General features: G+C 70.5%; 10 protein-coding genes and 1 pseudogene. 3 read left to right on the plus strand and 8 right to left on the minus strand.

From position 1 onward, the window contains the following. Positions 1–3: 3 nt before the first annotated feature. From hydA to ACZ48Z_RS34770, 7 genes are all read right to left on the minus strand, one after another. Positions 4–1,398, minus strand: coding sequence for a dihydropyrimidinase (gene hydA, locus ACZ48Z_RS34740; RefSeq protein ID WP_468739884.1), 1,395 nt, complete (start codon positions 1,396–1,398; stop codon positions 4–6). A gap of 31 nt (positions 1,399–1,429) precedes the next feature. Further along, a complete protein-coding gene (locus ACZ48Z_RS34745) occupies positions 1,430–2,272 on the minus strand; it encodes a nitrilase-related carbon-nitrogen hydrolase (protein ID WP_059195362.1) in 843 nt (280 codons plus the stop codon). A gap of 155 nt (positions 2,273–2,427) precedes the next feature. Beyond that, the gene (locus tag ACZ48Z_RS34750; RefSeq protein ID WP_468739885.1) at positions 2,428–3,975 is read right to left on the minus strand and encodes a PucR family transcriptional regulator; all 1,548 of its coding nucleotides are present in this window, start codon (positions 3,973–3,975) and stop codon (positions 2,428–2,430) included. Between the two features lie 23 nt (positions 3,976–3,998). Next, a complete protein-coding gene (locus ACZ48Z_RS34755) occupies positions 3,999–5,288 on the minus strand; it encodes an aspartate aminotransferase family protein (protein ID WP_468739886.1) in 1,290 nt (429 codons plus the stop codon). Next, positions 5,285–6,127, minus strand: a complete 843-nt coding sequence (locus tag ACZ48Z_RS34760; protein ID WP_468739887.1) for a nitrilase-related carbon-nitrogen hydrolase — start codon at positions 6,125–6,127, stop codon at positions 5,285–5,287. Before ACZ48Z_RS34760 ends, ACZ48Z_RS34755 begins: the two co-directional genes overlap by 4 nt. 180 nt (positions 6,128–6,307) lie before the next feature. Beyond that, entirely contained in the window at positions 6,308–7,918 is a 1,611-nt protein-coding gene (locus ACZ48Z_RS34765; RefSeq protein WP_468739888.1) for a hypothetical protein, read from the minus strand. A gap of 134 nt (positions 7,919–8,052) precedes the next feature. Next, positions 8,053–8,304, minus strand: coding sequence for a helix-turn-helix domain-containing protein (locus tag ACZ48Z_RS34770; RefSeq protein ID WP_468739889.1), 252 nt, complete (start codon positions 8,302–8,304; stop codon positions 8,053–8,055). A 32-nt stretch (positions 8,305–8,336) separates the two neighbouring features. Here ACZ48Z_RS34770 and map point away from each other — a divergent pair, with 32 nt between their 5' ends. Together map and ACZ48Z_RS34780 are read left to right on the plus strand one after the other, a co-directional pair. Then, the gene (gene map, locus ACZ48Z_RS34775) at positions 8,337–9,104 is read left to right on the plus strand and encodes a type I methionyl aminopeptidase (protein WP_468739890.1); all 768 of its coding nucleotides are present in this window, start codon (positions 8,337–8,339) and stop codon (positions 9,102–9,104) included. 278 nt (positions 9,105–9,382) lie between these two features. Continuing rightward, a pseudogene (locus ACZ48Z_RS34780) lies at positions 9,383–10,555 on the plus strand (AAA family ATPase); the annotation flags it as partial. Positions 10,556–10,590: 35 nt separating this feature from the next. Here the strand turns inward: ACZ48Z_RS34780 and ggt are convergent. Beyond that, positions 10,591–12,387: a gamma-glutamyltransferase gene (gene ggt, locus ACZ48Z_RS34785; protein WP_468739891.1), complete on the minus strand. Its 1,797-nt coding sequence runs from the start codon at positions 12,385–12,387 to the stop codon at positions 10,591–10,593. Between the two features lie 144 nt (positions 12,388–12,531). Here ggt and ACZ48Z_RS34790 point away from each other — a divergent pair, with 144 nt between their 5' ends. Next, entirely contained in the window at positions 12,532–13,293 is a 762-nt protein-coding gene (locus ACZ48Z_RS34790; protein WP_468739892.1) for a hypothetical protein, read from the plus strand. Positions 13,294–13,323 lie beyond the last annotated feature (30 nt).

Here is a 13,323-nt window from a genome sequence, read left to right on the forward strand (position 1 = left end):
CTCCTAGTTGAGGTACTGACAGGTGGAGCGGGGGGTGTACGTGCCGTGCCCGGCGCGTCCGGTGTACTCCCGCTCGGTGATGACGAGTTCGCCGCGCGAGAGGACCGTCTCGACCCGGCCGGTGAGGCGCCTGCCCTCGTAGGCCGAGTAGTCGACGTTCATGTGGTGGGTCTCGGCGGAGATGATCTGCTCGGCGTGCGGGTCGTAGATCACGACGTCCGCGTCGGCGCCCGGGGCGATCGTCCCCTTCTTCGGGTACATGCCGAACATCCGGGCCGGGGTGGCGCAGGCGATCTCGATCCAGCGCCGGCGCGTGATGTGTCCGTCGACGACGCCCTGGTGGAGCAGGTCCATCCGGTTCTCGACGCCGGGCAGGCCGTTGGGGATCTTCGAGAAGTCGCCGCGGCCGAGTTCCTTCTGGCCCACGAAGCAGAAGGGGCAGTGGTCGGTGGAGACGACCTGGAGGTCGTTGGTCCGCAGGCCCTGCCACAGCTTGGCCTGGTGTTCCTTCGGCCTCAGGGGCGTTGAGCACACGTACTTCGAACCCTCGAAGTCCGGCTCCGCGAGGTTGTCCGTGGACAGGAACAGGTACTGCGGGCAGGTCTCGCCGAAGACGTTGAGCCCCTCGTCGCGCGCCCGTGCCAGCTCGGCCACTGCCTCCATGGCCGAGACGTGCACGACGTACAGCGGGGCGCCCGCGACCTGCGCGAGCTTGATGGCGCGGTGGGTGGCCTCGGCTTCGAGCAGTGCCTTGCGCACCTCGCCGTGATAGCGGGGGTCGGTCTCGCCGCGTGCCAGCGCCTGCTCCACCAGTACGTCGATCGCGATGCCGTTCTCGGCGTGCATCATGATCAGGCCGCCGTTCTCGGCGGAGCGCTGCATGGCGCGCAGGATCTGGCCGTCGTCGGAGTAGAAGACCCCGGGATAGGCCATGAACTGCTTGAAGGAGGTGACTCCCTCCTCGACCAGCAGGTCCATCTCCTTGAGCGTCTCCTGGTTCACATCGGACACGATCATGTGGAAGCCGTAGTCGATGGCGCAGTTGCCCTCGGCCTTGGCGTGCCAGGCGTCCAGGCCCTCGCGCAGGGTGTGTCCGACGCTCTGCACGGCGAAGTCGACGATGGTCGTCGTACCGCCCCAGGCGGCGGCCCTGGTGCCGGTCTCGAAGGTGTCGGAGGCGAAGGTGCCGCCGAACGGCAGCTCCATGTGGGTGTGGGCGTCGACGCCACCGGGGATGACGTACTTCCCGGTGGCGTCGATCGTGCGGTCCGCGGTCCAGTTCTGCGTGCCGGGCACGGCGAGGGCGGCGATGCGGCCGTCCTCGATCAGCACGTCGGCGTACAGCTCGTCGGACGCGGTGATGACGAGGCCACCGCTGATGACGGTACGGCTGCTCATGTTCCCTCTCCTGCCAAGGTGGTCGGTTCGGTCAGGGTGCGGTCAGCGGGGGGTACGCGTCCGGACGGCGGTCGCGGTAGAACTGCCAGCGGTCGCGGACTTCCCTCAGCTTGGCCAGGTCCAGGTCGCGGACGACGAGTTCGGTCTCCTTGTCGCTCGCCACCTCGCCGACGAACTGCGCCTCCGGGTCGACGAAGTACGTCGTGCCGTAGAAGTCGTTGTCGCCCAGCTCCTCGACACCGACCCGGTTGATCGCGCCGACGAAGTACTCGTTGGCGACGGCCGCCGCGGGCTGCTCCAGCTGCCACAGGTAGGCGGACAGACCGCGCGAGGTGGCCGACGGGTTGAAGACGATCTCGGCGCCCGCGAGGCCGAGCGCCCGCCAGCCCTCCGGGAAGTGGCGGTCGTAGCAGATGTAGACGCCGATCTTTCCGACCTTGGTGTCGAAGATCGGCCATCCCAGGTTGCCGGGGCGGAAGTAGAACTTCTCCCAGAACCCGGGCACCTGGGGGATGTGGTGCTTGCGGTACTTGCCGAGGTACGAGCCGTCCGCGTCGATCACGGCGGCGGTGTTGTAGAGGACGCCGGGCTGCTCCTCCTCGTACATCGGCAGGATCAGGACGATGCCCAACTCCTTGGCCAGCGCCTGGAATCGCTTGACGATCGGGCCGTCCGGGATCTGCTCGGCGTACTCGTAGAACGCCTTGTCCTGGACCTGGCAGAAGTACGGCCCGTAGAACAGCTCCTGGAAGCACAGGACCTGAGCACCCTGCGCGGCCGCGTCTCGGGCCGCCTGCTCGTGTACCTGGATCATCGACTCCTTGTCGCCCGTCCACGCGGTCTGGAAGAGGGCGGCGCGAATCACTCTGCTCATCGGGACCTCCGGTCACTCGGTGTGCGAGAAGACTAGGAAGTCCGAAAACAGGCTTTGAGTTGCAGCGTGTCACGTCTGCGGGCCTTCGGCGTGCCACGGTGTCACCCTTTCGTGAGCCCATGTTTCACCGCCGTTTTCCCAGGTCGTGGCATGTTTCAGCTCTGTTGCGCGTCGTGCGCGAGGAGCGCGATGTGCACCGAGGCGGCCTGCTCGAAATCGTCGAGGTCGACCCCGAGCCGGCCCTGTATCGCTTCCAGCCGCCGGTAGAGCGCGGGGCGGGAGACGTGGTGGAGCTGGGCGGTGCGGGACTTGTTCCGGCCGGTGGCGAGATAGGTGCGCAGGACGGCGAGCAGGTCCTCGCCGGCCACGCACAGCAGCCCGTCCAGCTCCCGCTCGGCGAAGGACTGCACGTGCGGGTCGTCCCGCAGCAGCCGGATCAGGCCGCGCAGATGTACGTCCTTCAGGCGGACCACCGGAGGAAGGTCGAGGACCGTCGCCGAGTCGGCGACGGCGTCGGCGACGTGCTGGGCCTCCCGCAGTCCTCCGGGGACGTCGTCCCAGGCGGTCCTGGGGTCCGCGGCGGCCACGACGGTGCGCGTCAGCCGGGTCGCGAAGTTCGCCACGAGCGCCGCCGCGTCCTGGTCCCGGGCCAGGCTCAGCAGCACGGCGGTGGCGTCGTCCGCGAGTTCGGCGACGATGCCGGGCAGCCCCAACAGCCTTAGCACCCGGTCGAGTTCGGCGGGATCACCGTCCCGCACGACGAGCGGCACGAAGGTGCGCCGGTTGACGGGCAGTCCGGCCGCCCGCGCGCGGGGCAGCAGCTGCCTCGCCGGTACGACCCCGCTGACCAGGTCGGTGAGCAGGCTCTGCGCGGACTGCTCCTCCCAGGTGTGGGCGGAGGTGCCGCCGAGCATGCGGTGCAGGACGAGGGCCTCGGCGGCGCGGTCGGCGAGGAGACGTCCGGTGGCGGTGTCGCCGCGGTAGCCGCACAGCATGATCTGGCCCCAGCGCTCCCCGCGCCCGCCCAGTTCGGCGCGGATCCAGCCGTCGCCCTCGGTGCCGCCGGCCTGGCGGGAGATGCGCTCCCAGTCGCGCAGTACGTCGTCCACCGCGGACCGCTCCCCCGCCGTGGCGAGGACGCGGTGGGCGAGGTTGGTGACGACGACGGGACAGCCGCTGTGGTGGGCGATCTCGTCCAGCAGCCGCTGGAGCGGGGCGCCCGCGGTGATGAGTCCGGTGAGGGCGGTGCGGACGGCCTCGGACATGCTGACGGCGGCGAACTTCCGCCGCACCAGCCGCGCTTGGACCTCCTCGGTCAGCTCGGCGAAGGGGAAGGGCCGGTGCAGGACGACCATGGGCAGCCCGCACCGTTCGGCGGCCCTGCGCATCACGTCCGGCGGTGCCGGGAAGGCGCGGCCGAGTCCGAGGACCACGGCCGCGGCCTCCGCGCGGTGCAGGGACTGGATGTACTCGGCCTGTTTGCTCTCGTCACCGGCGAGCAGCACCCCGGTGGTGAGGACCATCTCGCCGCCGCTGAGCATCACGCCGACATCGGCGGCCTCGGCCACGTGCACCCAGCGCACGGCCCGGTCGAGCTGGCTCGCACCGGCCACCACCTCGGGCTCCCCGGCGAGGACCCGTTCCAGCATGAGGACCTGGCGGACCGACAGGGTCGGCTCCAGGGGCTCCAAGGTGGTGCTCATGACGGTGTTCCCTCGCTGTGGACCTACTGGATGGTGCTCCTCAGAGCGCGTTCGAGGATCGCGGCGCCCTCTTCGGCCTCCGCGACGGTCAGCGACAGGGGCGGGGCGATCCTGAGGGCGCTGGTGTTGTGTCCGCCGCCCTTGCCGAGCAGCAGCCCCTCGGCGCGGGCCGCCTCCAGTACGGCGGACGCGGTCTGCGGGTCGGCCTCGTCGGTGCCGGGCTTGACCAGCTCGACGCCGATCATGAGCCCGCGCCCACGCACCTCCCGTACGCCCGGAAGCTGTGCCGCGACGGCCCGCAGCCGCTCGATGAGCAGTCCGCCGACGCGCCGGGCGTTGCCCTGCAGGTCGTGTTCCAGGAGGTACGCGAGGTTCGCGAGGCCGGCCGCCATGGTGATCTGGGTGCCGCCGAACGTCGAGATGCTGTTGGAGTCAAGGCAGTTCATGATCTCGGCGCGCGCGACGACCCCGCCGATCGACATGCCGTTGCCGATGCCCTTGGCGAAGGTGAGGATGTCCGGCGGGCCGTTCCGGTCGTGTGCCTGCCAGCCCCAGAAGTGGTCGCCGGTGCGGCCCCAGCCGGTCTGCACCTCGTCGGCGATCCACAGGATGCCGTGCTCGTCGAGCACCTCGCGGAAGGCGGCGTAGAGGCCGTCGGGCGGGGAGGTGAATCCGCCGACGCCCTGGACGGGTTCGGCGATGAGGGCGGCGGGCGGGCGGGTGTGGCCGAGGAGGTCCTTGAGGTCGTCGACGCAGGCCGCGATGAAGTCGTCGTCGTTCAGGGACGCGTACGGGCCGCGGGTCCGCACGCCTCCGTGGACGTACAGCGTCTGGAGCGGGGACAGCGAGGTGGGCGACCAGCCGCGGTTGCCGGTGATGCCGACGGCACTGAAGGAGCGGCCGTGGTAGCTGTTGCGCATCGCCAGGATCGTGTTGCCGCGGCGGTAGGTCGTGGCCAGCATCAGGGCGGTGTCGTTGGCCTCGGTGCCGGAGGTGGTGAAGAAGACCCGGGCGTCCGGGATGCCGGACAACTGGGCGATGCGCTCGGCGAGTTCGACCATCGGCCGGTTCAGGTACAGGGTCGACGAGTGGATGATCCTCCCGGCCTGTTCGCTCACCGCCTTGGTGACCTCGGGCAGCGCGTGCGCGGTCATCGTCGTCAGGATGCCGCCGAAGAAGTCGAGGTACTTGTTGCCCTGGGAGTCCCACACGTGGCGGCCCTCGCCGTGCGTGATCTCCAGCGGGTTCTCGTAGTAGAGGGCGAGCCAGTCCGGCAGCACGGCCCGGTGGCGGCCCAGCAGGTCCTCGGTCACGGCTTCACCAGCCCTTCGTAGGCGTCGGGGCGGCGGTCCCGGTAGAACGCCCACTGCTGCCGCACTTCCTCGACCAGATCGAAGTCCAGGTCGCGGACGAGCAGTTCCTCCTCCTTGTCGCTCGCCGTGTCCCCCACGAACTGGCCGCGCGGGTCGACGAAGTACGACGTCCCGTAGAAGTCGTTGTCGCCGTACTCCTCGACGCCGACCCGGTTGATGGCGGCGACGAAGTACTCGTTGGCGACCGCTGCCGCGGGCTGTTCCAGGCGCCACAGATGGGAGGAGAGCCCCCGGTGCGTGGCGGAGGGGTTGTAGACGAGCTGGGCGCCGTTGAGGCCGAGCTGGCGCCAGCCCTCGGGGAAGTGGCGGTCGTAGCAGATGTAGACGCCGACCTTGCCGACGGCCGTGTCGAAGACCGGCCAGCCGAGGTTGCCCGGCTTGAAGTAGTACTTCTCCCAGAAGCCCTTGACCTGCGGAATGTGGTGCTTGCGGTACTTGCCGAGGACACTGCCGTCGGCGTCGATCACGACCGCGGTGTTGTAGTAGAAGCCGGACTGCTCGACCTCGAACACCGGCACGACGATCACCATGCCGGTCTCGCGGGCGAGTTCCTGCATACGAAGTGTGGTGGGCCCGTCGGGCACCGGCTCGGCCCAGCGGTAGTGCTCGGGTTCCTGGACCTGGCAGAAGTAGGGGGCGTTGAACACTTCCTGGAACCCGATGATCTTCGCGCCCTGCCGGGCCGCCTCACGGGCGTGCTCCTCGTGTTTCGCCACCATGGACTCGGTGTCGCCGGTCCAGGTGGCCTGGACCAGAGCGGCACGTACGACGTTGGCCATGAGCTGCTCCTTCGGCGGGACGCCAGTGCCTCTACGCCCGTAGACACGGCCGTAGAGGCACGAACGTAAGCCTCCTGGAGAGGCTTGCCAAGACCATCGTCGTTAACCCGCGAAGTCGATCTCGTTTCACACTCCACTGGGCGAGTGACGTGGCGGGCCGGCGCGGCTGTGGAGGACCTGTCAGGCGGAGAAACCGGCGACGCGCAGGGCGTGGAGCAGGTCCCAGTACCGCTCGTCCGAGATGCCCTTCGCGGCCTGGAGGAGCAGCGGTACCAGGGTCTGCGGGCCCGGTGCGGCACTGCGGGCGGCCTCCTCGGGGGTGCGGACCCGGACGTACGCGTCGAGGAGGGCGGACACCTCACGCCGGCGCCCCTCGGACACGAGCCCGAGCACGGCCGCCCCGATCTCGGTGGCGGGCCGCGCGACGCCCTGCCGGAGCATCTGCTCCCCGTCCGTGCCACGCCCGGCCGCGACCAGTGCGTCCGCGGCGGCCACCAGTCGCTCGGCGGGCAGCGAGGCGGCCTCCCACATCAGGGTCGCCCAGTCGGCGCCGAGCCCGGCGTGCTGGAGCTCCGCGGCGAGCAGCGGGAAGCGTCCGGCGGGCCAGTGGGCGACCTCGACGAGCAGGGCGTGCGCCTCGCCGGTACGGCCCTCGGAGCGCAGCCGCACCAGCGTCGCGACGGTCTCTGCGGTCTCCCGCCGCTCGATCACCTCCAACGGCTCGGTCCGCTGCTCCGACCGCGCCTCCGGCACCCGCGCCGACCCGGCGAACCGGGCACCCCGCGGGGACCGCCCCTTCGCCACGGGCGCGGCGGGCAGCTCGGGCTCCGCCACCGGGGGTACGACGGCGGAGGCGGCGTCCTCCTCGGCCATGCCGGCGAAACGGGCACTGCCTCGGCGGCGCTTGCGCTGCTTGGGCGCGGGGGTGGCGGCCTCGGCGGGCCGGTCGGCGGCGGGACTCTGACGCTGCTGGGGCATGTCCGGGAACCCGGCGCCTCGGCTGCCGGCCCCGTGGACCCCGTTCTCCGGGCCGTCGTCCGCCCTCGCTGCGGCCTCGTAACCACTGCCGCCGACTCCGTCGGCCCCCACGCTTGCGTCACCGAGGCCGTCGGCCCCGGCATCTCCGCCCCCGTAGCCGCCCGCCCCTCGCCCACCGGCTGCGGCGCCCCCGTCGCGGTGTCCGTCGTCCCAGGCGCTCCGTGCCGCGTCTCCCCGCGCATCCCGGAACATCCCGCCGTCCGCCGCCTGGCCGCGGGTGCCGGCTCCGCCCCGGCCGCCCATCGAGCGGCGGTCCGACTCGGCCATCCGGGACTGGAGTTCGGCGCAGCGGCGGGTCGCGCGTTCGTGGTCGTCGCGGGCCCAGGCGAGGTCGAGGCGGATCGCGTCGGCCTCGTCCCGGGTGGTGGCGGCGGCGAGCAACCGGCCCAGTTCGGCCTGCCGTTCGGCCGCATAGCGCTGTTCGCGGAGCATGACGTCGAAGCGGTCACCGAGGGCGTCACGGCCGCCGGGCCGGGCGTCGTGGGCGCTCTGGGCGGCGGCGTGCAGCGGCCGGACGCGCTCTGCCTCGACGCGGGCCACCTCGGGGCCGTATCCGGCGGCCAGGTCCTGGAGGAGCGCCTCCACCACGTCCCAGGGCGGGACTTCGCGGCCGTCGAGGCAGGCTTGCATACCGTCCGGGTCGCGCTGCCAGAACACCGCGCACCAGCCGGCGCCCTGATCAAGGCGCGCCAGCAGACCCTCCAGGTATGCCACGAACTCCCGCACCTGGCCCGGGAGTTGATCCACTGCCATCGCTCAACTCCCGTTAGACCGGAGCACTCCGGTCCGTAAGGCAACACCAGCAGTGTTACGAACGGGCTACAGCCAGTTTGCAATGGGGCAGCAGGAGCCTCATGTCACCCTGACGGTCACTGAGCGAACTCCCGTCACACGCCCGCCATCGCACACAGTCCGGCCAGCTCGTCCATGGAGAGCCCGAGGGCCCGGGCGAGTGCGGCCACCGTGAAGAACGCCGGGGTCGGAGCCCGCCCGGTCTCGATCTTCCGGAGGGTCTCCGCGGAGATACCGGCGCTCGCCGCGACGTCGGCCATGCTGCGGCCGCCGCGGGCTTCGCGCAGCAGCCGGCCGAGCCGCTCGCCGCGTCGGTGTTCTTCTGGGGTGAGAGGGGTGCGCACCATGGCACCATTCTAATACCGGTATAGTAATTGGCATGGTGGAACTGAAGACGGACACATCGATCGACGCCATGTACGAGGCCGGACAGGTCGTCGGGCGCGCCCTGACAGCCGCAAGAAAGGCCGCTGACGTGGGCGTTTCCCTGCTGGAGCTGGACGAGGTGGCGCGCGGGGTACTGCGGGAGGCGGGGGCGGTCTCCCCCTTCCTCGGATACCGGCCGTCCTTCGCCCCGACCCCCTTCCCCGCCGTCATCTGCGCCTCGGTCAACGACGCGATCGTGCACGGCATCCCGACCGACTACCGGCTGCGCGACGGCGACCTGGTCTCGATCGACTGCGGAGCCGAACTGGGCGGCTGGGCGGGCGACTCGGCGATCAGCTTCACCGTGGGCACGCCGCGTGCCGCCGACGTACGGCTGATCGAGACCGCCGAGCGGGCGCTGGACGCCGGGATCGCGGCGGCCGTCGTCGGCAACCGCATCGGGGACATCGCGCACGCGATCGGCACGGTGTGCCGGGACGGCGGGTACGGCGTCCCGCAGGGCTTCGGCGGACACGGCATCGGCCGCCGTATGCACGAGGACCCGCCGGTGCCGAACGAAGGGCGCCCGGGGCGTGGGATGCGGCTGCGGCACGGCATGGCGCTCGCGATCGAACCGATGCTCATCGGCGGCGGCACGGACGGGTACCACGAGGCGCCGGACGGCTGGACGCTGAAGACGAACGACGGCTCACGGGCGGCGCACGCCGAGCACAGCGTGGCGATCACGGACGCCGGGCCGCGCATCCTGACGGCACGCTGAGCCGCCCTCGCACCTGATCGTCAGGGGCACGCGGAAGAGCTCGGGCCGGTCAAGGTGGACATGCGTTCCGCTGTCCGGTGGGGAACGGGAGTGCTCGGGGGCGGCCGGAGCGGCACGGACGCCGACCGCGCGGACCGGTGTCGCCCGGCGCTCACCGAAAGTGCCCGCCTCCCCCATCCGTGCGAAGGTGTAACCGGCTGACACCCGGGTTACCCGGCCCCGGCACGTCGATCACGAGGGCGTCCCCCGGCCCTCGCACGGACTCGGCCCGGGTGGACCCCCTGGAGCGCGAGGTCGAGCAGCTGACCGGGGACAAGGAGCAGGCGGTCGCGGACGAGCAGTACGAGCGGGCCACACAACTGCGGGACCGTATAGCCGAGTTGAAACGGCGGATCGATGAGGCCACCGGGGGCGGCGAGGCGGACGAGGGGCAGCATCTGGAGGTGACGGCGGAGTCCGTCGCCGAAGTGGTGTCCCGGCTCACCAGCATCCCGGTCAGCAGCCTCACCGAGGAGGAGAAGGACCGGCTGCTCGGCCTGGAGAACCACCTGCACGAACGGGTCGTCGGCCAGGAGGAGGCCGTGCGGGTCGTCTCGGACGCCGTGCTGCGCTCCCGTGCGGGCCTCGCGAGCCCGGACCGCCCGATCGGCAGCTTCCTGTTCCTCGGCCCGACCGGCGTCGGCAAGACCGAACTGGCCCGCGCCCTCGCCGAGTCCCTGTTCGGCAGCGAGGAGCGCATGGTCCGCCTCGACATGAGCGAGTACCAGGAACGGCACACGGTCAGCCGGCTGGTGGGCGCCCCGCCCGGATACGTCGGTCACGAGGAGGCGGGTCAGCTCACGGAGGCGGTGCGCCGCCACCCGTACTCGCTGCTGCTCCTGGACGAGGTGGAGAAGGCCCACCCGGACGTCTTCAACATCCTCCTCCAGGTCCTCGACGACGGACGGCTCACCGACTCCCAGGGCCGCACGGTCGACTTCACCAACACGGTGATCGTGATGACGAGCAACCTGGGCTCGGATGCGATCACCCGCAGGGGCGCTGGGATCGGCTTCGGGCCGCAGTCCGGCGAAGAGGCCCGCCGCGAACAGATCCTGCGTCCCCTGCGCGAACACTTCCGGCCGGAGTTCCTCAACCGCATCGACGAGATCGTCGTCTTCCGGCAGCTGACGGGAGAGCAACTACGGGACATCACCAAGCTGTTGCTGGAACGGACCCGCCGCCTGCTCCACGCCCAGGGCGTCACGGTCGACTTCACGGGCGGGGCAGTGGACTGGCTGGCCGAGCGCGGTTATCAATCGGAGTACGGCGCCCGCCCGTTGCGCCGCACGATCCAGCGGGAGGTCGACAACCAGCTGTCCCGCCTGCTTCTGGACGGCACGATCGAGGAGGGCGGCCGGGTGACGGTGGACGTGGAGGCGGGCACTCTCACGTTCCGGGAGGGCCTTTAGGGGCGCGGGGCGGCATCACCCCGCGCCCCGGACAACTACGGCGCGGGGTACACCACTTGCGCAGACCCCCCACCCCTGCGAGAAGTCTCAGCCGCCGCAAGCCACTTCCCACCCGGCAACCGCTGCACACCAGTCGCGGCCCCGATCTCCGGATTCAGCTTGAACGAGTGCCCAATAGCCTCCAGTTGAGACCGCACGCCGCTGCTGTACAACCCCGGCTCCAGCTCGGTCTGTGCAGCGTTGCGCTGGCTCGCCCGGGGCGCGGCGATCGCGTCCACGAGCGGCAGACCCCGGTCCACGAACTCGGTCAGCACCTGGAGCACGGTGGTGATGATGGTCGCCCCACCGGGCGAACCCAGCGCCACCACAGGCTTGTTGTTCCGGTCGAGGACGATCGTCGGCGAGATGGAGGACCGCGGCCGCTTGCCGGGTCCCGGCAGGTTCGGGTCATGGGCAGCCGGGTTCGCCGGGGCGAAGGAGAAGTCCGTCAGCTCGTTGTTGAGGATGAACCCGCGCCCGGGAACGGTGATCCCACTGCCGCCGGTCTGCTCGATGGTGAGCGTGTAGGAGACGACGTTCCCCCACTTGTCGGCCACCGTCAGATGCGTGGTGTTCTCACCCTCGTACGTCGTCGGAGCCGCCGTCCCCCGGTCCGAACAGGCCTTGGGGTCACGTGGATCGCCCGGCGCCACCGGGCTGGTGAGCACCGCGTCGTCCTTGATCAGGCACGCGCGTGAGTCCGCGAACTTCTGCGACAGCAGCCCCTTGGTCGGTACGTCCTCGAAGGCGGGGTCGCCGACCCAGCGCCCCCGGTCCGCGAAGGCGATCCGGCTGGCCTCGATGTAGTGGTGCAGGTACTGGACCTCACTGGCCTTCGAAAGGTCGGTGCGCTCAAGGATGTTGAGGGCTTCACCGACGGTCGTGCCACCGGAGGACGAAGGCGCGATCGAGTAGACGCCGAGTCCTCGGTAGGAGGTCTTGGTGGGCTTCTGGAGCTTGGCCCGGTAGGCGGCGAGGTCCTTCTCGGACAGCGCCCCGGGTCGCGCGTTCCAGCCTGAACCGGGGGCCACTGGCGGGTGGTTCACGGTGTCGACGATGTCGTCGCCGAGGTCGCCGTGGTAGATCGCGCCGACGCCCTTGCGGCCCAACTCCGCGTAGGTGCGGGCGAGATCGGGGTTCTTGAAGGTGGACCCGACGACCGGCAGCTGTCCGCCGGGAAGGAACAGCTTCGCGGTGTCCGGGAAGTACCGGAACCGTGTCTCGTTGGAGGCGGTCTGCGAGCGGAAGGTGTCGTCGACCGTGAACCCGTTCCGGGCGATGCGCTCGGCGGGCTTCAGGACGGTGCCGAGCGGTCTGCTGCCCCACTCGCCCAGCGCCGTGGCCCAGGTGGCAGGCGTGCCCGGGGTGCCGACGCTCAGACCGCTGCTGACGGCGTCGGCGAAGGCGAGCGGCTTGCCGTTCTCGACGAACAGGTCCGAGTCGGCGGTCAGCGGTGCCGTTTCGCGGCCGTCGATCGTGTGGACGGTACGGGACTTGGCGTCGTAGTAGACGAAGTAGCCACCCCCGCCGATGCCGGAGGAGTAGGGCTCGGTGACGCCGAGCGCGGCTGCGGTGGCGACGGCAGCGTCGACGGCGTTGCCGCCCTTTCTCAGGACCTCGATGCCGGCGGCGGAGGCGTCCGCGTCGACGCTGGAGACGGCGCCGCCGTAGCCGACGGCGACGGGTACTTTCTCGGGTGTCGAGGTGGCGTGCGGCGGCGCTGCCGCCCCCACCGAGACCACGGCGGCCGACACCGCAAGGACCGACAGTTTCCGCGCGACAGGGCGACGCATCCTTACCTCCAGTCCAAGAACATCCGCGCAGCGTAACCACATCGCCGGGGACACGACAGTGCCCTTCGGGTCAGGTGTCATGCGAATGCCACACTTCGAACACCGGTACGTACCAGCGGCGTCGGCCCGCTAGCATGCGCGCACATGACTGACGACGTGCGCAACATCGTCCTGGGCGTGGTCGCCGCCGGCATCAGTGCCACGCTCGGCTGGCTCGCCCGGACATATCTGTGGAAGCGGAAGCTCCGCCGCAAGCAGGCCTTCTTCGGACTGCCGGACAACTCCGAGTCGCTGCTGGTCGTGAACCGCGACGCGGGCGGCACCGATCTCACGGTGCACCGCTACGACGTGTTCGCCCTCCTCGAACTCTCCGCCCTCATCAAGGACTGCGGCGCGCACGCCGAAGTGGTGGCCCAGGACGTGGCCCGGCAGGGCTTCGGGGAGCGCACGGAGTTCTGCGTCGGCGGCCCTTCGTCGAACCGGCGCATGATGGCGCACATGAGCGCCATGCTGCCCGGGGTGCTGGTGAACATCGACCCGTCGGAACCGGGTCCGGTCCGGATGACGTACCAGATAGGCGGCGAGCGTTACCTCCTGGAGAAGGGGGTGTCCGAATACGTCCTGCTGGCCCGCCTGACCGCCGGACAGCCCGGACTGAGCCGGCCCGTCTTCCTGTTCTGCGGCCAGACCGCGATCACCAACCAGGCCGCGACCCGCTACCTGGCACGCAACCACGAGCGGTTGTCCCGCAAGTACGGCAGCGATTCGTTCGTCCTCCTGCTGAAGGTGGTCAACTCGCAGGCGTACGGCCCCGATGTCGCCGAACTCGTCGCGGACGTGACCAGCGCGGCCCGGACCCCGCTGCCGACCGCCGCGGCTGCACGGAACTCCCACCGCGCCTCCTGAATTGATTCACACCACAACAATCGTTACTCC

This window comes from Streptomyces sp. NPDC031225 (genome assembly GCF_055570355.1).

Excerpts from the sequence above, each read along its gene's own strand:
- hydA (WP_468739884.1), bottom strand. The coding sequence starts at position 1,398 with ATGAGCAGCCGTACCGTCATCAGCGGTGGCCTCGTCATCACCGCGTCC.
- ACZ48Z_RS34745 (WP_059195362.1), bottom strand. The coding sequence starts at position 2,272 with ATGAGCAGAGTGATTCGCGCCGCCCTCTTCCAGACCGCGTGGACGGGC.
- ACZ48Z_RS34750 (WP_468739885.1), bottom strand. The coding sequence starts at position 3,975 with ATGAGCACCACCTTGGAGCCCCTGGAGCCGACCCTGTCGGTCCGCCAG.
- ACZ48Z_RS34760 (WP_468739887.1), bottom strand. The coding sequence starts at position 6,127 with ATGGCCAACGTCGTACGTGCCGCTCTGGTCCAGGCCACCTGGACCGGC.
- ACZ48Z_RS34765 (WP_468739888.1), bottom strand. The coding sequence starts at position 7,918 with ATGGCAGTGGATCAACTCCCGGGCCAGGTGCGGGAGTTCGTGGCATAC.
- ACZ48Z_RS34770 (WP_468739889.1), bottom strand. The coding sequence starts at position 8,304 with ATGGTGCGCACCCCTCTCACCCCAGAAGAACACCGACGCGGCGAGCGG.
- map (WP_468739890.1), top strand. The coding sequence starts at position 8,337 with ATGGTGGAACTGAAGACGGACACATCGATCGACGCCATGTACGAGGCC.
- ggt (WP_468739891.1), bottom strand. The coding sequence starts at position 12,387 with ATGCGTCGCCCTGTCGCGCGGAAACTGTCGGTCCTTGCGGTGTCGGCC.
- ACZ48Z_RS34790 (WP_468739892.1), top strand. The coding sequence starts at position 12,532 with ATGACTGACGACGTGCGCAACATCGTCCTGGGCGTGGTCGCCGCCGGC.